The 19,797-nt window shown below is 51.8% G+C and carries 17 protein-coding genes, 10 pseudogenes and 1 other annotated feature; of the genes and pseudogenes, 10 read left to right on the forward strand and 17 right to left on the reverse strand.

What is annotated here, in order from left to right; all coding sequences use genetic code 11:
- Positions 1-9: 9 nt before the first annotated feature.
- The 3 genes from tnpB (KGP25_RS25090) to KGP25_RS25100 form a co-directional block, all read right to left on the reverse strand.
- A complete protein-coding gene (gene tnpB, locus KGP25_RS25090) occupies positions 10-357 on the reverse strand; it encodes an IS66 family insertion sequence element accessory protein TnpB (RefSeq protein ID WP_223540617.1) in 348 nt (115 codons plus the stop codon).
- Positions 354-758 (reverse strand): transposase, encoded by a 405-nt coding sequence (locus tag KGP25_RS25095; RefSeq protein WP_223540618.1) that lies wholly within the window; start codon positions 756-758, stop codon positions 354-356. The genes tnpB (KGP25_RS25090) and KGP25_RS25095 overlap by 4 nt, the downstream gene beginning before the upstream one ends.
- Positions 759-803: 45 nt before the next feature.
- Positions 804-2,149 (reverse strand): IS3 family transposase gene (locus KGP25_RS25100; RefSeq protein WP_123060779.1). Its coding sequence is split into 2 segments (ribosomal slippage): positions 804-1,664 and positions 1,667-2,149, totalling 1,344 coding nucleotides; the frame shifts between segments, so codons are not numbered across the junction.
- 114 nt (positions 2,150-2,263) lie between these two features.
- Between KGP25_RS25100 and istA the strand changes: the two are divergent.
- Positions 2,264-2,908, forward strand: a pseudogene (istA, locus tag KGP25_RS25105) (IS21 family transposase); the annotation flags it as partial.
- A gap of 42 nt (positions 2,909-2,950) precedes the next feature.
- Here istA and KGP25_RS25110 read toward each other — a convergent pair.
- Positions 2,951-4,169 (reverse strand): annotated as a pseudogene (locus KGP25_RS25110) (IS3 family transposase).
- Positions 3,767-3,882: a sequence feature (AL1L pseudoknot), on the reverse strand. It overlaps the preceding pseudogene by 116 nt.
- Before the next feature lie 295 nt (positions 4,170-4,464).
- Here KGP25_RS25110 and KGP25_RS25115 point away from each other — a divergent pair.
- From KGP25_RS25115 to KGP25_RS25140, 6 genes and pseudogenes are all read left to right on the forward strand, one after another.
- Positions 4,465-5,088 (forward strand): helix-turn-helix domain-containing protein, encoded by a 624-nt coding sequence (locus KGP25_RS25115; protein ID WP_223540619.1) that lies wholly within the window; start codon positions 4,465-4,467, stop codon positions 5,086-5,088.
- 77 nt (positions 5,089-5,165) lie between these two features.
- Positions 5,166-5,273, forward strand: a pseudogene (locus tag KGP25_RS25120) (IS6 family transposase); the annotation flags it as partial.
- A gap of 115 nt (positions 5,274-5,388) precedes the next feature.
- A protein-coding gene (locus tag KGP25_RS25125; RefSeq protein WP_123060779.1) for an IS3 family transposase occupies positions 5,389-6,734 on the forward strand; the annotation gives its coding sequence in 2 pieces (ribosomal slippage) (positions 5,389-5,871 and positions 5,874-6,734; 1,344 coding nt in all).
- A gap of 47 nt (positions 6,735-6,781) precedes the next feature.
- A complete protein-coding gene (gene tnpA, locus KGP25_RS25130; protein ID WP_143345831.1) occupies positions 6,782-7,405 on the forward strand; it encodes an IS66-like element accessory protein TnpA in 624 nt (207 codons plus the stop codon).
- Positions 7,402-7,749 carry an IS66 family insertion sequence element accessory protein TnpB gene (gene tnpB, locus KGP25_RS25135; protein WP_143345776.1) on the forward strand — a complete coding sequence of 116 codons (348 nt, stop codon included), beginning with the start codon at positions 7,402-7,404 and terminating at the stop codon, positions 7,747-7,749. Before tnpA ends, tnpB (KGP25_RS25135) begins: the two co-directional genes overlap by 4 nt.
- Positions 7,750-7,768: 19 nt before the next feature.
- Complete coding sequence (locus tag KGP25_RS25140) at positions 7,769-9,340, forward strand: IS66 family transposase (RefSeq protein ID WP_223540620.1); 1,572 nt, start codon at positions 7,769-7,771, stop codon at positions 9,338-9,340.
- Positions 9,341-9,550: 210 nt separating this feature from the next.
- Here the strand turns inward: KGP25_RS25140 and KGP25_RS25145 are convergent, their stop codons facing one another.
- From KGP25_RS25145 to KGP25_RS25165, 5 genes and pseudogenes are all read right to left on the reverse strand, one after another.
- Positions 9,551-10,123 carry an NAD(P)H-dependent oxidoreductase gene (locus KGP25_RS25145; protein WP_223540621.1) on the reverse strand — a complete coding sequence of 191 codons (573 nt, stop codon included), beginning with the start codon at positions 10,121-10,123 and terminating at the stop codon, positions 9,551-9,553.
- 126 nt (positions 10,124-10,249) lie between these two features.
- Positions 10,250-10,824, reverse strand: a pseudogene (locus KGP25_RS25150) (IS5/IS1182 family transposase); the annotation flags it as partial.
- Between the two features lie 48 nt (positions 10,825-10,872).
- A complete protein-coding gene (locus KGP25_RS25155; protein ID WP_143345833.1) occupies positions 10,873-11,511 on the reverse strand; it encodes a glutathione S-transferase N-terminal domain-containing protein in 639 nt (212 codons plus the stop codon).
- A gap of 350 nt (positions 11,512-11,861) precedes the next feature.
- Positions 11,862-12,593: a 3-oxoacyl-ACP reductase family protein gene (locus tag KGP25_RS25160; protein WP_143345834.1), complete on the reverse strand. Its 732-nt coding sequence runs from the start codon at positions 12,591-12,593 to the stop codon at positions 11,862-11,864.
- A 529-nt stretch (positions 12,594-13,122) separates the two neighbouring features.
- Positions 13,123-13,361, reverse strand: a pseudogene (locus KGP25_RS25165) (transposase domain-containing protein); the annotation flags it as partial.
- 675 nt (positions 13,362-14,036) lie between these two features.
- Between KGP25_RS25165 and KGP25_RS25170 the strand changes: the two are divergent.
- Positions 14,037-15,197, forward strand: coding sequence for a reverse transcriptase domain-containing protein (locus tag KGP25_RS25170; protein WP_245405061.1), 1,161 nt, complete (start codon positions 14,037-14,039; stop codon positions 15,195-15,197).
- 75 nt (positions 15,198-15,272) lie between these two features.
- Here the strand turns inward: KGP25_RS25170 and KGP25_RS25175 are convergent, their stop codons facing one another.
- Positions 15,273-15,500, reverse strand: coding sequence for a hypothetical protein (locus KGP25_RS25175; protein ID WP_172621950.1), 228 nt, complete (start codon positions 15,498-15,500; stop codon positions 15,273-15,275).
- 355 nt (positions 15,501-15,855) lie between these two features.
- Between KGP25_RS25175 and KGP25_RS26765 the strand changes: the two genes are divergently transcribed.
- On the forward strand, positions 15,856-15,981 hold the full coding sequence (locus KGP25_RS26765; protein ID WP_282440867.1) for a hypothetical protein: 126 nt from the start codon (positions 15,856-15,858) through the stop codon (positions 15,979-15,981).
- A gap of 41 nt (positions 15,982-16,022) precedes the next feature.
- Here the strand turns inward: KGP25_RS26765 and KGP25_RS25180 are convergent.
- The 7 genes and pseudogenes from KGP25_RS25180 to KGP25_RS25205 all read right to left on the reverse strand — a co-directional run.
- Positions 16,023-16,238: pseudogene (locus KGP25_RS25180) on the reverse strand (LysR family transcriptional regulator); the annotation flags it as partial.
- A gap of 24 nt (positions 16,239-16,262) precedes the next feature.
- The gene (locus KGP25_RS25185; RefSeq protein ID WP_143345802.1) at positions 16,263-17,027 is read right to left on the reverse strand and encodes an SDR family oxidoreductase; all 765 of its coding nucleotides are present in this window, start codon (positions 17,025-17,027) and stop codon (positions 16,263-16,265) included.
- Positions 17,028-17,037: 10 nt separating this feature from the next.
- Positions 17,038-17,634, reverse strand: a complete 597-nt coding sequence (locus KGP25_RS26810) for a hypothetical protein (protein WP_348984753.1) — start codon at positions 17,632-17,634, stop codon at positions 17,038-17,040.
- Positions 17,635-17,636: 2 nt separating this feature from the next.
- Positions 17,637-17,897, reverse strand: coding sequence for an MFS transporter (locus KGP25_RS26815; protein ID WP_332107299.1), 261 nt, complete (start codon positions 17,895-17,897; stop codon positions 17,637-17,639).
- Between the two features lie 357 nt (positions 17,898-18,254).
- Positions 18,255-18,836: pseudogene (locus KGP25_RS25195) on the reverse strand (TetR/AcrR family transcriptional regulator).
- 135 nt (positions 18,837-18,971) lie between these two features.
- Positions 18,972-19,310 (reverse strand): annotated as a pseudogene (locus tag KGP25_RS25200) (DUF3363 domain-containing protein); the annotation flags it as partial.
- Positions 19,304-19,426 (reverse strand): annotated as a pseudogene (locus tag KGP25_RS25205) (IS91 family transposase); the annotation flags it as partial. The pseudogenes KGP25_RS25205 and KGP25_RS25200, both read right to left, overlap by 7 nt.
- 50 nt (positions 19,427-19,476) lie before the next feature.
- On the opposite strand from KGP25_RS25205, the pseudogene KGP25_RS25210 reads away from it, so the two are divergent.
- Positions 19,477-19,581 (forward strand): annotated as a pseudogene (locus KGP25_RS25210) (NgoMIV family type II restriction endonuclease); the annotation flags it as partial.
- Positions 19,582-19,797: the final 216 nt, after the last annotated feature.

The raw sequence follows: 19,797 nt of genomic DNA on the forward strand, positions 1-19,797 counted from the left end.
TAAAGAGGCCTACAACATAGTCAGGGACGTAAGCAGTCTTTTAGGCTGCCGCCAGTCGATACCTTCAAGGAGCATCGCCAGCTGTGCCGGTGTGAGGAACACTTTACCATCCCGGGCTGACGGCCAGGCGAAGCGGCCACGCTCCAGCCGTTTGGTCAGCAGACACAGCCCATCACCGGTAGACCAGAGGAGTTTTACCTGACTGCCATTACGCCCACGGAAGATAAAAACGTGACCAGACATCGGATCGTCTTTCAGCGTCGTCAGCACCTTTGCCGCAAGGCCGTTAAAACCGTTTCTCATATCGGTGATACCAGCGACCAGCCAGATCTTTGTCCCTGATGGTAATGGGATCAACGTTTGAGCTCCCGTATCAGCAGGTTCAGGATATTTTCGCTGATGGCACCATTCAGACGGAGTGATCCGTGCCGGAACGTCACTTCACAGCTGATATTGAGTGATTCAGGTGCCGCAGCAGCTACAGGTTGTGTCAGTGAGGAGGTTGCAGGAACAACATCTTCGGCATCAAGTGTTATCGGGAGCAGCTCAGGCACGCTGTTTTCTGTTGTTGAAGGAGGAAGTAGTTTTCCTTCGCGCCAGTACTGACGCCACTTGAACAACAGATTATCGTTTATCCCATGCTCACGAGCGAGTTGCGCTACGGAGATCTCTGGTCGATGCGAGAGTTCAACCATTTTGATTTTGAACTCTACGGGATAATTAGGGCTTTTTTTACGCACTGCGGTTAATGATTTCATGGATAGCGTCCACCATATTGATCTGCGCCCCAGATCTTGGACAACTTATGCAGCCTGACTCAATCGATATTGTACCGGACTAAGACCGCCAAGTTTTTCCTTTATCCTCAATTGGTTATAATAATCAATGTAATCGATAATGTCTCGCTTTAAGTCATCCACATTTTTATATTCATTGAGGTAATAACATTCTGATTTCAATGTTCCAAAAAAACTCTCTATCACTGCATTATCAAGGCAATTTCCCCGACGAGACATACTCTGGGCGATGCCACTATCTTTTAACCATCGTTGCCAGCGTGACATCTGATATTGCCAGCCTTGATCGCTGTGCAATATTGGGTGTTCGTCTTTCGGCAACTGTTTCAGCGCATCCGTGAGCATAGTCTGCACCATTGAAGGTAGAGGGCGGTTAGCGAGGTTATAAGCAATGATTTCGCCATTATAAAGATCCATGATGGGCGACAAATACAGCTTTTTGCCATTCACTTTAAACTCAGTGACATCTGTGACCCACTTCTCGTTGGGGCGTTCTGCGTCAAACTGGCGTTTCAGGAGATTATCGCAAATTCGTCCTTGTTCTCCTTTATATGAACGGTACTTTTTGACGCGAATCAGGCTGCTAATACCCAGTTCCTTCATGAGTTTTCTAACGGTTTTGCCATTAAGTAAAACCCCCTCGTTACGACATGCCAGCCTGATGCGTCTGTAACCATAGCGACCTTTGTGCTGGTGATAAATTTTCAGCACAAGCGCTCTGGCAGACTGGTATCGGTCCGGAGCCGCAAGACGTTTTACATGATAGTAAAATGTACTCCGGGGCAGCCCAGCAACGATTAACAATCGGGACAATGGCCATTCCTGCCTTAGTTCACTTACAATGCTCACTTTTTCCTGGGCGCTGAGCATGTTTTCTGCTGAACCAAGGCCTTCAGCTTTTTTAAGTAGGCATTCTCGACCCTGAGTTGTTCAAGTTCCTCTCGCTCAACATCGGTTAATGCTGGCTGTGGTGGGACTGGCGTGATGCTTTTATCTGGCACTGGGATGATCTTTTGATTTTTTCGGGTGAAAGCATCCTCGCCATGTTTTCTATATTTTTCAAGCCAGGTACATACAGTACCAAAGGCTGGTATCCCATGTTTTACCGCAGTTTCACGAACAGAGAAGCCATCATCCACAACTTCTTTTACTACCATAAGTTTGAAATCAGCAGAGTAGCGTCCCTTTTTACCCGTAAGCACACCGATCCCATGCTCCCGGTAGGCATAAGCCCATTTTCTTACCGTGCAAGGGCTTATGTCGTACATCCTGGCTACAGATTTCAGACTCAACTCATCTTCCAGATACTTCTCTGACACTTCCTTTTTGAATTCCAATGAAAATTTTGCCATGCGCCCTCAGTTTTTGATCTGGTGTCTAACTTTTGGGGCGCACTACATATTTGGTGTCCACTATCCTCTCAGGAATTTCAGGATTTGCCAGACGGTACTGAGACGACGCTTACCTCTGAGCGTACTGTCAGGCGGTATCTTAAATACCCTGAACCACCGGCCAGAAAAACACGCCACAAAATGGCCAAACTGAAGCCGTTCATGGACTATATCGACACGCGCCTGGCTGAGAATGTCTGGAATGGCGAGGTTATCCTCGCAGAAATTAAAGCAATGGGTTACACCGGCGGGCGCTCCATGTTGCGCTATTACATCCAGCCCAAACGCAAAATGCGGCCATCGAAGAAAACAGTCCGCTTCGAAACCCAGCCCGGTTACCAGTTGCAGCACGACTGGGGCGAAGTCGAGGTGGAGGTCGCTGGACAGCGATGCAAAGTTAACTTCGCGGTGAATGCGCTGGAGTTCTCCCGTCGCTTCCATGTCTTCGCCGCACCAAAGCAGGACGCTGAACACATCTATGAGTCTCTGGTCCGCGCCTTCCGATACTTCGGTGGCAGCGTGAAAACCGTGCTGGTTGATAACCAGAAGGCGGCGGTGCTGAAGAATAACAACGGGAAAGTGGTGTTCAACTCCGGGTTTCTGTTGCTGGCCGACCACTATGACTTCCTGCCACGCGCCTGCCGTCCGCGCAGGGCCAGAACCAAAGGCAAGGTGGAACGAATGGTGAAATATCTTAAGGAGAACTTCTTCGTCCGGTACTGAACCGCCCCGGTTTTGTGGGAGAGAGTTTAGTCCGGGAACTCAGGCTGCCAGAGCCTTTTCTCCGATGGAAGCATAATACGCTTTTTCTGCTTCAGCAGGTGGTATGTGGCCGAGTCGCCCAAGCAGCCGACGATTGTTGTACCACTCCACCCATGTCAGCGTCGCCAGCTCAACCTCTGTACGGTTTTTCCAGCTCTGTCGGTGTATCACCTCCGCTTTGTACAGGCCATTGATGCTCTCCGCCATTGCATTGTCGTAGGAGTCCCCCGTGCTGCCCGTTGAGGCCAGCAGTTCCGCCTCCTGTAGCCGCTGCGTGTACGCCAGCGACACATATTGCGATCCCTTATCGCTGTGATGGATTGTGCCTGACGGACGACGGGCCCACAGCGCCTGCTCCAGCGCATCCAGCACGAATGTCGTCTCCATCGAGGATGACACCTGCCAGCCCACGATGACGCCGGCGAACACATCGATGATGAACGCCACGTACGCGAAGCCCTGCCAGGTGCTGGCATACGTAAAATCTGCCACCCAAAGCTGGTTGGGACGGGCAGCGACGAACTGGCGATTGACCCTGTCATGAGCGGCCTGCGTTTTACGACCGACTGTCGTGCGCACTTTTTTACCACGGAGCACACCGGCCAGCCCCATAGCCTTCATCAGCCGCGCGATGGTGCATCTGGCCACGCTGAAGCCTTCCCGCTGCAACTGACGCCAGACCTTGCGAACACCATAGACGCTGTAGTTTTCGTCGTACACGCGCTGTATCTCCACTTTCAGCTGGTCGTCACGTTGCTGCCGCAGGCTACGCTTCTCCGGATGCTGACGCTGCTCCTGGTGCCGGTAATATGTCGACGGGGCGATATCCAGCTCATGGCATACCGGTCCGACCCCGTGGCTCCTGCTGAGGGTATCCAGCAGCGGTATTATTTTTCCACAGACGGTCGAACTCCGCCTTCGCAAAATAAGCGGAAGCCTGCCGCAGGATATCGTTGCTGCGCCGCAGTTCCCGGACTTCCCGCTCCAGCTCCTTGAGACGTTCGCGCTCAGAGGTGGAAAGTCCACCGTCACCTCCGCCTGCATCCCGCTCATGCTGACGAAGCCAGGTGCGCAGGGTGTCGGTGCTGCAGCCTATTTTAGGGGCAAGAGAATGGATAGCCGCGTGTTCAGAACGGTACTCATCACGCTGGTCCAGCAACATTCTGACTGCCCGTTCACGAAATTCCGGGGAGTAACGGTTTGCTGATTTTGATGCCATGTCGGATCTCCTTTTTCACTGAGAGTTTAGTCTCCCGGAAACCCGGTGCGGTTCAGTTAAGTGATATACCGGCGGATGCGGTGATCGTCAACTTAAGCGAAAAAAGCTGTCCGGAGGTGGCAGGCCGGTCAGGACCACAGGAATAATGTCAAACGCTTGCTGAATTTTTTGATACCAGTCACAGCTTCAATATTCCACAATCACTGATACAAAATAATATCATAATTCGCCTATATTAAACTCCGTTAACACCTTTACCACACTAAATTAATGGGTATTTTTACACGGAATGATGATGACCAGTATATCCGCACAGCTTGCTGCAGAACGTATCATTGACAATATTGAGAGCGCTGACTGTTTTCACAGGGTTGTCGCCGGCGAAAAGCAGACCATACCATTTCGTCAGAAAGAGACGCAGTACGTGTACTGTCTGTGCGCGGGTGAAGCAGAGGTCCGCAGGCTGTCAGACGATACCGTCGTGGCTTACGTCAAAGCCCCCGCCGTCACCGGACTGACCCTCCGGGAGAAGGATACGATCTTTCATTATCTCAGAACCACCAGACCGGCCGAGCTGATGGCAATAAGGCAGGAACGCGCGCTGCGCCTTATCGAAGAGCAATCACTCTGGCAGGAGGCCTTCACACTTTGTGTGGATGTGGTAAATAAATGCTACATTCGCGATGAAGCATTCGCATCGCGAAACGTCTACGGGATTGTCAGACAGCACCTTGAAATGCTGTGGGAAATGGATGAAGAGCAGCGCAGCAGGTTTTCAGCCTTTGAGTTCATTCTTAGCCGGACGACCGTCTCACGCAGTTCACTGAACAAAATTCTGAAGGAGCTCAGCACCGGCGGATATATTACAATGCGCAGGGGAAGGCTGATGGATAAAAAGTCACTTCCGGCGAATTACTGATGTTCCGGCAATCCCGGGGTTTCTGTTGCATTAAGGGGGGCTGACAAAATCCCCCTTATTTTCTCAAGTAACCAGTCATGTCTCTGATCCGAAAAGCCTTCAAACGACTCCATTTTTCTGTCGATGTCATCGCCCGGTGCATTCGCTGGTACCTTGCTTATGCTTTGAGCCTGCGTGATCTCGAAGGTAAGCGTCACAATTAGACCGTCTGTGCAGCAGGCTCCGGTTCCGGGAAAATAGTGTCCATCATTTTTGTAGTGCGCCCCAAAAGTTAGACACCAGATCAAAAACTGAGGGCGCATGGCAAAATTTTCATTGGAATTCAAAAAGGAAGTGTCAGAGAAGTATCTGGAAGATGAGTTGAGTCTGAAATCTGTAGCCAGGATGTACGACATAAGCCCTTGCACGGTAAGAAAATGGGCTTATGCCTACCGGGAGCATGGGATCGGTGTGCTTACGGGTAAAAAGGGACGCTACTCTGCTGATTTCAAACTTATGGTAGTAAAAGAAGTTGTGGATGATGGCTTCTCTGTTCGTGAAACTGCGGTAAAACATGGGATACCAGCCTTTGGTACTGTATGTACCTGGCTTGAAAAATATAGAAAACATGGCGAGGATGCTTTCACCCGAAAAAATCAAAAGATCATCCCAGTGCCAGATAAAAGCATCACGCCAGTCCCACCACAGCCAGCATTAACCGATGTTGAGCGAGAGGAACTTGAACAACTCAGGGTCGAGAATGCCTACTTAAAAAAGCTGAAGGCCTTGGTTCAGCAGAAAACATGCTCAGCGCCCAGGAAAAAGTGAGCATTGTAAGTGAACTAAGGCAGGAATGGCCATTGTCCCGATTGTTAATCGTTGCTGGGCTGCCCCGGAGTACATTTTACTATCATGTAAAACGTCTTGCGGCTCCGGACCGATACCAGTCTGCCAGAGCGCTTGTGCTGAAAATTTATCACCAGCACAAAGGTCGCTATGGTTACAGACGCATCAGGCTGGCATGTCGTAACGAGGGGGTTTTACTTAATGGCAAAACCGTTAGAAAACTCATGAAGGAACTGGGTATTAGCAGCCTGATTCGCGTCAAAAAGTACCGTTCATATAAAGGAGAACAAGGACGAATTTGCGATAATCTCCTGAAACGCCAGTTTGACGCAGAACGCCCCAACGAGAAGTGGGTCACAGATGTCACTGAGTTTAAAGTGAATGGCAAAAAGCTGTATTTGTCGCCCATCATGGATCTTTATAATGGCGAAATCATTGCTTATAACCTCGCTAACCGCCCTCTACCTTCAATGGTGCAGACTATGCTCACGGATGCGCTGAAACAGTTGCCGAAAGACGAACACCCAATATTGCACAGCGATCAAGGCTGGCAATATCAGATGTCACGCTGGCAACGATGGTTAAAAGATAGTGGCATCGCCCAGAGTATGTCTCGTCGGGGAAATTGCCTTGATAATGCAGTGATAGAGAGTTTTTTTGGAACATTGAAATCAGAATGTTATTACCTCAATGAATATAAAAATGTGGATGACTTAAAGCGAGACATTATCGATTACATTGATTATTATAACCAATTGAGGATAAAGGAAAAACTTGGCGGTCTTAGTCCGGTACAATATCGATTGAGTCAGGCTGCATAAGTTGTCCAAGATCTGGGGCGCAGATCATTTTAAATGGACACTATCGCTTGAAACACCGGACATGGCTTCTCGAGGTACTTCGCCTCCACTTTGAAGAAAAACTGCCGCGCATTGAGGCCGGACGCCGGTTAGGCATCCCCAAAACCACGGCCTGCGATCTCTTTGTTCGCTTCAGGAAAGCCGGTCTCTCCTGGCCTTTGCCGCCACGGATCAACGCAAAAAACCTGGATAAACGCCTTTACCGGCAGAACTCCCGAAAATCGTCCATTCTTCCCGTAGTCCCTGCGCTCTGCGAAATCCCTGTCGCCCGCAAACGACCACGACGTCCCAACTTCCCCCGCGACTTCAAAATCGCACTGGTGGCGCAGTCGATGCAGCCCGGCGTCAGCGTGGCACAGCTGGCCCGTGAAAATAACATTAACGACAATCTCCTGTTCAACTGGCGACGTCGTTATCAGCAGGAGCTGTCAGGGACTCCGGCCAGCACGCCAGCACTGCTCCCCGTGACGCTGACCGCTACCGAAAGGCAGGTCAGCCCGCTGACACCCTCTGCGGAAGAGTCTCCCTGCTGCGAACTGGTTCTGCCCGCCGGTACGCTGCGTATTAGTGGAAAGCTGACGCCAGAGCTGCTGCAGATGCTTATCCGGGAAATGCAGGGAGGATGCCGGTGATATCACTCCCTGCGGGCTCCCGCATCTGGCTGGTCGCCGGCGTGACGGACATGCGCAACGGCTTCAATGGCCTTGCTTCCAGAGTGCAGAACACGTTACGGGATGACCCCTTCAGCGGGCATCTGTTCATCTTCCGGGGGCGTCGCGGCGACATGATAAAGGTGCTGTGGGCGGACCGGGACGGCCTGTGCCTGTTCACCAAACGCCTGGAACGGGGGCGCTTCGTCTGGCCGGTGACCCGCGACGGCAAAATCCACCTGACGCCGGCGCAGCTGTCCATGCTGCTGGAAGGCATTAACTGGAAGCATCCGCAGCGAACGGAACGCCCTGGAATACGCCTGTAACCTGCTGTAAAGTGGGGTTATGGAGACCTCATACCCTGATGAAAACGCCCGGCTCAGGGCGCTGCTGCAGGAGCAGCAGACCACCATCCGCAAAATGGCGGAGTATAACCGCCTGCTCTCACAGCGGGTGGCGGCGTACGCCAGCGAAATTAACCGGCTGAAGGCGCTGGTCGCTAAGCTGCAGCGGATGCAGTTCGGCAAAAGCTCCGAAAAGCTGCGTGAGAAAACGCAGCGCCAGGTGCGCGAGGCAGAGGAGCGCATCAGCGCCCTGCAGGAGGAGATGGCGGAGGTGCTGGGAGAGCAGCATGACCCGGTACTGCCCCAGCCGCTGCGCCAGTCTTCCTCTCGCAAACCGCTGCCGGCATCGCTTCCCCGGGAAACCCGCACGCTGTCGCCGGCAGAAACCGCCTGTCCGGAATGCGGTGGCGAGCTCACTGCGCTGGGCTGCGACGTATCGGAGCAGCTCGAGCTTATCAGCAGCGCCTTTAAGGTTATCGAAACGCAGCGGCCGAAGCTGGCCTGCTGCAGCTGCGACCACATCGTTCAGACACCCATGCCTTCAAAACCCATTGAGCGCAGCTATGCGGGGCCCGGCCTGCTGGCGCGCATCGTCACGGCGAAGTTCGCCGAACATGTGCCTCACTATCGTCAGTCAGAGATATACCGTCGTCAGGGTGTTGAACTGAGTCGTGCCACGCTGGGGCGCTGGTCCGGCGCGGTCAGCGAACTGATGGAGCCGCTGTACGACCTGCTTCGCCAGTACGTGCTGATGCCGGGTAAGGTGCATACCGACGATATCCCTGTGCCGGTGCAGGAGCCGGGCAGCGGCAAAACCCGCACGGCCCGGCTGTGGGTCTACGTCCGGGATGACCGTAACGCGGGGTCACAACTTCCACCGGCGGTATGGTTCGCGTACTCGCCGGACCGGAAAGGCGTGCATCCACAGCAACATCTTGCCGGGTACAGCGGTATCCTGCAGGCGGACGCGTACGGTGGCTACAACGCGCTGTACGAAGACGGCCGCATCACCGAAGCGGCGTGTATGGCACACGCCCGCCGAAAAATCCACGACGTCCACGTCCGCCTCCCAACAGATATCACAACCGAAGCACTGAGGCGCATCGGCGAACTGTACGCCATCGAGGCGGAGATACGCGGCAGTCCGGCAGAGGAAAGGCTGGCGACCAGAAAAGCCAAAGCCATACCGCGGATGCAGTCGTTGTATGACTGGATACAGGAACAGATGAAGGTGCTGTCGCGCCACTCGGATACGGCGAAGGCGTTCGCCTACCTGCTGAAGCAGTGGGACGCGTTAAACCTGTACTGCAGCAACGGGTGGGCGGAGATCGACAACAACATCGCGGAGAACGCACTACGTGGCGTAGCCCTGGGCAGGAAGAACTGGCTGTTCGCGGGTTCAGACGCGGGCGGTGAACGTGCTGCGATCCTGTACTCGCTGATCGGCACCTGCCGGCTGAATGGTGTGGAGCCGGAGGCGTGGCTGCGCTATGTCCTGGGACATATCCAGGACTGGCCGGTAAACCGGCTGCGCGACCTGCTGCCGTGGAAAACCGATCTCACATCTGCATAAGCGTCAATACGGTCTGGATGTGACGCTTACTCTCGAAGATAGTTCGATACGTTTTCTGCAGCCAAAGAGCTACTGGCCAGTGGATTGCAGCCCAAGGACGTGGGCAAGAATCTCAGCATGTCCATTCCTACGCTATATCGCTGGACTCCTGCCTCTGCACACGTTTCTCGTACTTTATTTTCCGTTTTCTTAGGCGACTCCTGCTGGAACTTAATTTAAGTTTCTGCTTTTATTTGGGGACTCTATGAATTTCAGGATTTTTTCTATATGCGGCTTTATGATATCATCGACCTTACTAAGGTCACAATTTTCATGGCCAGTTGGTATATAAGGGACATTAGTGTACACAGGTTCATGGAATTGCATCTGGCAATACCTTGCAATATAAAAAAATGGAGCCCATAATTTCATGACATCATAATCCATTTTTTTTCTTTCATATTCCTCCATAGATCCACCACCTGTAACAGATATCATAAGTTCTTTCCCTTTTAATTTATCACCTGTAACTCCCGAGCATAAATCAGGAGTGAGAACATACTGCTCCCATTGCTTTAATAATGCCGGAGCTCCATACCAGTACATTGGAAATTGGAATATAATTTTTTCCGCATGCAACAAATCACTTTGTTCTATGGCGGTATTTATTTTAAAGTCAGGGTATAACTCATAAATATTTTTTATTTGTGTGGCCTCAATGTGTTTTAAGCCACTAATGATTTTTTTGTTGTAGATTGATTTATTTATATCAGGGTGCGCCAGGATAATTAAATTTTTCCCCATAACTTATCTCCTTTTAGTTTGATGATGAAGAGTTTAAATTGATTTTATTGCAGCTTGCATAACAGTCTTGTTTATATTAGCATGTAAATACGAAATTTTGGTTTTCTGGTTCACTAAACACCTCCATTATGGAGGTAAGTTAAGAGTATATTTCAACAGAGATTTATTACAGACGATAAGACCACAGACAAAATGCAACATGGCCTCGTAATTTTGGGCCTTCTTTTCCCATCGGGTCAGGACCCGCCGAAAGCGATTCATCCAACTATGAGTCCTCACGACAACACAGCCATGGGTTTTGAAGTACGTGTTTTTACTTCCGTAAGATTCTTCCTTACAGGACTGGATATGCGGCTCGTGGCGACGGCTCTGTAGATACTTTTCCAGCCAGCCTGCTTCGCAACCTTTGTCCAGGCAGAGCCTGATTTTTTGCCCCGCACGACCCGTCTGAAATGCATCGGGCGTATCTGCAACCAGTTTGATATCGTACGTGTTCGAAGCTGCGACGGCCAGCGACAGAGGAAGCCCGCTGGAATCTGTCATCAGACTGCGCTTTACGCCTTGCTTCCCTCTTTCTGTGGGATTACGGTCTGTTTTTTTATCCCTGCCAGCGGCGATTTAATCATACAGCCGTCCATCGACAATCAGGACCAGTCAATGCCGTCCAGATGCCCACAGGCAAGCAAATCATTCTGTCAGAAGTGCATTCTGACGCATGATTCGGTATACGTTTTTAAAATTATACAATATCAGATTAAGTGATATTTAAGACCTTCCTCTTCTAATGATTCAATGACAGACTTCCTTTGAAGAATTCGGTTGTAATAACTTACAATATGCGTGTATTTTTTCAAATCAATTCCAATATACTGACACCAGGATAACACCACGAACATATAAACATCAGCAATAGAGAAATCACCTACCAAACTCTCTCGATTGTTTAAACATGAATTCAAAAATGAAATTTTCTTTATTGCCTGCTCCATAAATAAATCACCAGAGCCTTCTGGATAATCGTTTTTATAAAATATTAAAGTGAAGTTTTTATGCAATTCAGATGCAATGTAATTTAACCACTCCTGAACCTGGTAACGTTCAAAACTTCCATTATCAGGGGAAATCATTTTTCCGTTATACTTATCCGCCAAATACTGTAATATTACAGATACCTCTGTCAATTCTCTACCATCATCGAGAACCAACAAAGGGACCGCATTTTTCTTATTAATAGTGTCTTCATATAATATCCCTTCTGAAGTGTAAACCTTATACCCATTACCAACTTTCTTTTTCTGAAGCCTGATTGATTCATGTTGAATGTTTAGTTCATTCATCACAATACGAACAGCTAAAGAACAAGAACCTACAATATAATAAAGTTTCATAAAAAAACCTCCAAAAATCAACTAAAAACAGACTGCTACAAACAAAAACGGCAATCAGTAATGCACTCAATATCCAGGGCAGTAAATCCCTTACTTTCAGGTTAAAAACTCGCCGGAAACCTCATTTTATCGTCATAAGTGCCACAACCTCCCGCAACTATTACGCTCCCGACGATAACATCCATGGTCAGGATATTTTTAAAACGATGATTCATTTTCCTAACCATCAAGGATAAGTGATGTCATTTTCCCAAAACTCATCGATAATCCACCATTTTCTGCCTGCAATATTTCCCTTCAGAAATTACTAGTTAAGACATTCTGACAATCCCTTCTGGGATAGGTTATTATTATGCATTAGCACCACCATCAACAGTAACCAAAGCACCAGTCATAAATGTTGAAGCACTACTGGCAAGAAACACAACTACATTTGCTATTTCTTCTGGTGTACCTAATCTTTTCAACGCTGGCGTTTGATCTGCTCCTTGCAAACCAGCAGTCATGTCTGTTGCGATCGGCCCTGGTAAAACGGCGTTTACGGTAATATCTTTTGAAGATAAATCTAGTGCCCAGGCACGAGTTAATCCTGAAATTGCAAACTTAGTCATTATGTAAGCACTACAACCAGGAAATGCAGCTCTCTCACCAACCATACTACTAATGTTTATAATCCTTCCACCAGGTTTCATCTTTTTCACTGCCGCCTGAGTAAGACTGAAGACCGAACGAACATTAACCGATAACTGAAATTCAAATTCAGACTCATCAATATCACCTATCAAACCAAAAGCATTAAACACGCCTGCATTATTTACCAGTATATCAATCCCTCCAAATTTCTCGCTAACCGAATCAATTAGCTTAGACATGCTTGATGGGTTCTTTGCATCCATTTTTAAAAGCATTACATCAGAACCCATTGCTTTTATTTTATTTAATAATAGTTCGGCTTTCTCTTTTGAAGATGAATACGTTAATACTATGTTAGCACCTTTCTTCGCTAATTCAATTGCTATAGCAGCACCAATACCGCGAGAAGAACCAGTAACCAATGCAACCTTATTATCAAATTCTTTCATACTTGACCTTCTCATTAATCTTGGCAGTAATTAATTCGGATGTTACTTAATTTTTAAACATGTAATAATATAAATTGAAAACTACCTCGTAGTTCCAATATTTCCCTTCTTGCAAAGAAAAAACAGCTCAAGCAATTTTCAAATTATATAATTACCATAAAATCAGTAAAGTGCAATATTTAAAATTACACATTATATAAAATGGTAAATCCTTGGTACCCTGTATCGGTAATTCCCGGCAAACGAGATGCTGCTGCCTCTCTAAGCTTCTTCCGTAAAGCCATCAGGCAGCATAGCATGGTGAGCCGGAGGTGGTTGTCGACAGGAAGCCGTTTAACATATTGTTTTACATTGATAAAAATAGCTATTCCATTAGCTGTAGCCTACCGGAACAGGCGTTGCTGGCAACGGCGAGGTCTGAAGCTTCCGGGACAACGAGATCGGGCGTCAGCCCGGGGAGGCCCCCGTTAGGGAGACTCCCTTGCTACAACCATCATGCGTAAGTGTTAAGTGAGCACCGTATTGACGATTATTTATTGGTGAACTCTACGTTCCATGGCAGGCGTTCGGCAACTTTGTTCAACGGCCACTCCGGCAGTACGCTCAGGATATGGCGAAGGTAAGCCTCCGGATCGATGCAATTGAGCCTGCATGTCCCGATAAGACCATACAGCAGTGCTCCACGCTCGCCACCGTGGTCACTGCCGAAGAAGATGTAGTTCTTTTCCCAAGACAGACCGCTCGTAGCGCGCGTTCTGCGGCATTGTTATGTGTGCCTTGCAAGGCACGATCTTTCCGTCGGTGAAAGTCCGACCCGGCTAACTCTCGCTCCGGCCGGAAGTACAGGGGGCGGTCCAGGAGGTAACGAATGGGCTGAAGCTCTCCCTGAAACGGCTTCTTAAGGAAGTCAACAGGTTATGCGGTCCGTAACGTGAGTGAACACTGAGCAGGCCTCGAAATGCCGTCGTGGGTGCTGACACGCCATAATAACGGGGAAGGCCGACGATGACCGGGAAGAGAGTGAGAAATGCACCGGTCATACCCACCGGGGTAGTGGTGACAGCACGCATAACGATTGATCGATCGTGCAACAAGGGAAGTCCATAACGATGCCCGTCCGGCAGACGGGCAACGACGCCCCGTGAGGGGCTGAGTCGGTTGTTATGGATGGCGGATGGGGGTGTAGTAGTGAAGAGACTGAGTAATGCCAGAGGAGCGAAGGCCACCTGTTGCAGTACCAGTGTACCAAGCAGGAAGAGCCCGGGGATTGGCATCAGCCTAACAACTCCGCTCGAATCGGTTCAGAACCTGCAGAAGACACTACAGGCAAAAGCAAAGGGTAACGCAACGGCTAAATTCCACAGTCTGTGGGATAAGGTTTGCCGACCGGATGTTCTCGTGGAAGCTTACAGGCGATGCCGTCTCAACCGGGGAGCCCCCGGCGTGGATGGAGAGTCTTTTGCTGGCATAGAACAGCAGGGATTAGGGCAATGGTTGCGAAGATTAAAGCAGGAGCTGAGCACAAAGCAGTATCGTTGCTCGCCCCTGTTGCGTGTATGGATCCCCAAAGCCAACGGCGGACAACGCCCGTTGAGTATCCCGACAATAAAAGACAGAGTGGTTCAGACGGCGGTGTTACTCGTTATTAACCCCGTTTTCGACACCGATCTGTCCCCACGGCAGTACGGTTTCAGAAGTCACATCGACGCCAAAATGGCCATACGCAGAGTCTACTTTAGCATCTCTGAACGCTTCGCCAGAGAAGTCGTTGATGCGGATTTATCTGACTACTTCAGTACGATCCCTCATGGGCAACTGATGAAATGCATCGCCCGGAGGATAAGTGATGGTAGCGTACTGGGGATAATCCGCCAGTGGCTCAGAGCCCCGGTAGTGGAACGGACCAGGCAGGGTGTCGAAATCCGGACCACAGCTGACCGTAACACTCATCGTGGAACGGCACAGGGTTCACCAATAAGCCCGTTGCTGGGAAACCTCTATTTCAGGCGATTTATTCTGGCATGGAATAGCGGGACTCCTTTCTGGGAGAAGAACAGCGAGATCGTCAATTATGCCGACGATCTGGTGATATTATGCAAAAGGGGAACCGGAGAACAGGCCATGACAAGGATGAAGCGCCTGATGGAACGGCTGGGGCTGACCGTTAACGAAAGTAAAACCCGGCTGGTCGCTCTACCTGAAGGGAATTTTGATTTTCTCGGATATACCATTGGCCGATTTTATGGCAAAGGTGGGCGCCCCTACTGGGGCACAGCAATATCCCGGAAAGCGATCAAACGGCTCAAACAGGAAATACACGCCCAGACAACATCACGCTGGAATTGCAAACCTGCCGCTGAGAGAGCGGAAAGATTGAATCCGCTCCTCAGGGGTTGGTCCAGTTACTTCAGTCAGGGTCCGGTGTTACAGATATATCGTGACATTGACAACTACACGGCGAGACGAGTCAGGATCTGGTTACAGCGAAGGAAGGGCCAGCGGGGAACGGGATATCGCCAGTACCCCGACCAGTACCTGTACGAGCAGTTAGGACTGATACGCCTGCTGGACCTTCCCCGTAACCGCCCGAACGCGAAGGTCTGATGTGCTGCAAGAGAGCCGGATGCGGGAAATCCGCAAGTCCGGTTCGATGAGAGGGATGTGGAAACGGAGTCACGCTCAGGACAGTAAGGCACCACCAATCGAAAGAGGTGGATTAACAGATATGCCTGAACTAAAACCACCGCGCCACATCTCTACTCTACCAGCTTCCGCAAGACCATCATCGCAGTAGTAGCACAGCGCATCCCACTGATTGAGCGTAAGCGTCACTAAATCCCCACCTGTTTTTGTGTTCGCGATGTTGCCATGATTTTGTTCCCGATAACCAACAAGGATCAGACTCATGAGAAACACCCGCATCCCCGCAGAATGGCACTCCCTTTTTGACGAACAATTCCGCTCTGGCCTCACTAAAACACAGTTCTGCCGCCTGCATGGCATCACGCGCTCCGCATTTTCAAATGCTTGGCTGCGACTCTCTGCCAGCGACGCCTCCATCACACCCTTCAGTTTCCGCACTCCCTCCCGGGACAGAAGAAAACAGGCCCGGGCCAGCCAGTGCAATCCTGCCTACGGGGAGTGTTATCTAAGCTCCGCCCGCAAACCTGCGGCTCACTCTCACCTTACACAACGCTACCCTCTCCCTGCCCGCCGATATCCCGCCACGCTGGCTGGCCACCCTGCTGCGGGAGATGGCACCATGAAGATGTTTGTCGAACCACCCGCTATCTGGCTTTATCCGGAGCATATCGACTTCCGCAAAAGCATCAATGATCTGGTGCTGATTGTGGACGCGCTGCTGCCCTGGAAAATCACCCTGCCTTAAACCCCGTAGCAGATCACTGTGGGGATTTAGTGACGCTTACCGAAAACATGTGGCACATGATCCAGAAACAGTTTGCCCTCGCGGGTCAGCCGCGTGCTTCGCGTGGTACGGGCGAACAGCACCACGCCCAGCTCTTCCTCCAATTCCTTGATGGCTCGTGACAGCGGAGACTGCTCGATATGCAGTTTCTCGGCTGCGCGGGCGAAGTGCAGCTCTTCGGCTACGGCAAGAAAGCAACGAAGATGGCGAAGTTCCATCGCTGAGTTCCATCTACGGTTACTTCACACCGATGCACCACCATCAACGACCAAATCGTGTCCTACCGTGTACGCCGCGCCCTCAGAGCACAACCAAAGCACGGCGGAAGCAATTTCCTCCAACTTTGCGACCCGCTTAGAAGGGTTCACTTGCGCCATGCGGGCGTCACGCGCAGTCCGGTCTTCACCAGGTCGGAAGGACATCGGCGTATCGACAGGACCAGGGCTGACGCTGTTGATGCGGATACCGCTGCTGATCGCCTCCAGTGCGGCCGTACGGGTCAGAATGGATACGGCAGCCTTAGATGCCGCGTATGCACCCGTTCCGGGTCGGATCAGGTGGGGGCCGACATTCGATGCAATATTCACGATGGAGCCACCGCCGCCTTGCCGTTTCATGGCAAGAATTTCATGTTTCATGCAGAGCCAGGTGCCGATCACATTGGTATCGAGAAGCGTTCTGAAGGCATCGACTTCGGTTTCGTCCACAGCACCCATCCGGAACACGCCGGCCACATTGACGGCGATGTCAAGCTGCCGCGGCCCTGCCAGCACCTGAACCATCAGAGACCGCACACTTTCTTCATCCGTTGCATCACTCGGGACGGCCAGCCAATTACGCCCATCCGGATCGATCTCCCGGCCCGTCTGTTCAAGCTCCGCGATTCTCCGGCCTGCGAGAACAATGCGAGCGCCTTGCCTAGCCAAGGCGATGGCGATCTGACGCCCGATACCCGAACCCGCGCCAATGACCAGCGCGTTCTTTCCCGAAAAAGAATCTGTCTTCATAGCAACTCCTTTATACTCCCAAACACACATCCGTCGTCCGCTTGACGCTGAAATGCCGGAATCTCAAATAAGGCGACAGGCTCAGCAGGCCTAGCGTAGCCAATGCAACGCCTATCCACAAGGGGGATCGCAGCCCATAACCATCATTGATCGCTACCCCGCCGACCCAGGAACCGAACGCGAGTCCAACAGTAATCAGCAATGCGTGCATGGTGTTCACCAGCGGCCCAAGCGAAGCAGCACGCATGACGCGAACAACCATTGCCGGATTCAGCGATACCCCGGTCAGGCCGATCACCAGGAATGCCGTCACGCTGATCGTGGCGCTGTGCGCAAACAGGGCGAACGCGCCCAACCCCATAGCCAGGATGCCCAGGCCGACCGTTAGCACCGCCATAGTGTGACGGTCGGCCACGCGGCCGATGACGTTGGCCAGGCCATAGACGACCAGCAGCCAGGGAATGATTTGGGCCGAAAAGCCCGTGACCTCGGTGAAGATTGGCGATAAATAGCTGAAGGCGGTGAACGTCGCGCCGATGATGAGTGCACTGGTGGCATAGGCGGCCCACAATCCGCTATTGCGCTGCGACAGCAACTCGGCGCTCAAGCTCACCTGCGCTTGCCCCTTCGAGACTGACACACGGAGGCCACCACCGCCGTGCAGAGCATGGACAGCAACGCCACGGCCCAGAAGCTGGTACGCCAGCCATGCTGCAGCTCGATCAGGGCCGTCGCCAGCACGCTGAACACTGGTGCGAGCATCAGGCCCGCCAGCACGAAAGACGCCGCGCGACCGCGCGCTTCTGGAGCGACCAGCCCGGCGAAAATACTCAGCGATACGCCGAGGTAAGGCGGGCTGGCGATGCCCATGACCACGCTGCCAATGCTGCCCGGAACCAGCCACGTAGAGAACCAGCAACCAGAGCAACGCTCGCTTGTCGGGAATGCGCAATGCGAACAACAGAGCCGTCAGCACTGGGCCACCGATGTCCATGCCCAGTGCATACCAGGAAATCAGGTAGCCGATTTCCCCGACGGAGACGCTCAGCGCCACCGCCAGCGACGGCATCATGCCGGCCACCATGAACTCGGCTGTGGTCAAGGCGAAAATCGTCAGGCCCAGCAGACAAACAACGAAGGGGACGGGCTATTTCGGGGTCATATTTTTAACATTCATTACATAATTGGGGAAATAAAAAGGCTGTCACGGCAGGGTAGTGGTGAGCCTCACAGCAGGGCGAGCGTACCTTCCATCACATCTTCGAGGAACGCGCGCTCCTGCATCGACCGGCCCAGAACGCGCAAGCCGTAGTAACTGCTCAGAAAGGCGCGCGCCAGCGACCATGGCGACCTCTAGGAAGACACCTCTCCGTTGCGCTGACCCACGGCAAACAAATAGCACAGCTCCTGCTCCAGCCGATTCACATAACCCCGGCTGATCTGCACGACCACCGGGTCTTTGCTGGAACGCTCCAGAGCGGCGAACAGCGCCATGCAACCGCGCTGCTTGACCGGATCAAGGTCGCCCTCAATGCCCCACAGCATGAGGCTGCGCAGGCGCTCCTTGACTGCGCCGGGGTCATTTAGAATCTGCGACTGCGCAAGAATGCCCTGTTCCTGATAGCGCTTGAGTGCCTCGTGGTACAGCCCCTGTTTGCTGCCGAAGGCGTTGTAGAGGCTGCCGCGTCCAAGGCCGGTACGCTCGACCAGCTCTTGCGACGAAGTGGCCTGATAGCCGTTCGACCAGAACACGTCCATAGCCGCCTCAATGACGGCTTCATCGTCGAATTCCCGGGGTCTTCCACTCATGACGTAACTCTGAATACTTGGTCTGCGTGTGCAGGTGCGTGACCTCGCTGAGGTTATAGCCAATAATGGAACGATCAGTCAAATATAAATTTGATGAGCTGGGGACATGAGACGGCTTGCCGCGTCATCTGGAAACTAGCCACCAACGGCCGGCCCCTGCTGCCGTCCAATCTCCCACGACACGCCGCCGCCGCGCACTGTTGCGGCAAGTTGCTGTCCCAGCCGCTGTTCGATCACTGGCCGCCACGGAACCAGGCTGAATCCCATGCCATCGTCCAGCATCGCGTAGCGCCCGCTGGCGAGCATGACGGAGTGCCGGTAGATGCCGGCCACGCGCTGCCTATCGGCCACCGGAAGATGCTCCAGACCTGTTTCGGCGGCAATGTCCTTGGCACCCTGCGCCAATTCCCGATTGCGCAGCATGCCCAGCAGGTTGCGTGTGAGGATGACGCGCTGCGCCAGTCCCTGTTCAGACGACGCCCATAAGTGTGAATCGCGCAGAAAATACCGATATCCAGTGCCCTTTTGCCGGCGGCGTACAGGAGATTATCGACGGCGAGGCGGCAGAGGTCGTTGAGCAGCTAGCGGTTGACCGATGGCGGGGGGGGGCAATTTGCAGCCGACAGGCTGCTTAGTTCACCGGTCCTCCAAGGCCGCTCCAGAACTGGCGGCAGCTCTCGGCAGCGACTACACCATCACACCGGATATCGTGGTGGTACGCGAAACAGAGGACGACAGCACCATCTTACGCCTGACCGCGGTGTTCAGCCCCTGCATCCAGAAAAGATGTCTGTCCTTCATTTCAGGGGGGTATGGTCGCATTTGACTGGTCAGATATACTTTTTACGGAGGGAATGTGGCAGTTACCGCCATGAATGGCAGCATAAAACCCTCCTTGCAAGACGATTGCTTTGCGTTATTTTACTGAATAACAAAGGTTTTTATGGAATGAATCAATGCA

Origin of the sequence: Enterobacter sp. JBIWA003 (assembly GCF_019968825.1) — a bacterium.
GTDB lineage: Bacteria > Pseudomonadota > Gammaproteobacteria > Enterobacterales > Enterobacteriaceae > Enterobacter > Enterobacter quasiroggenkampii.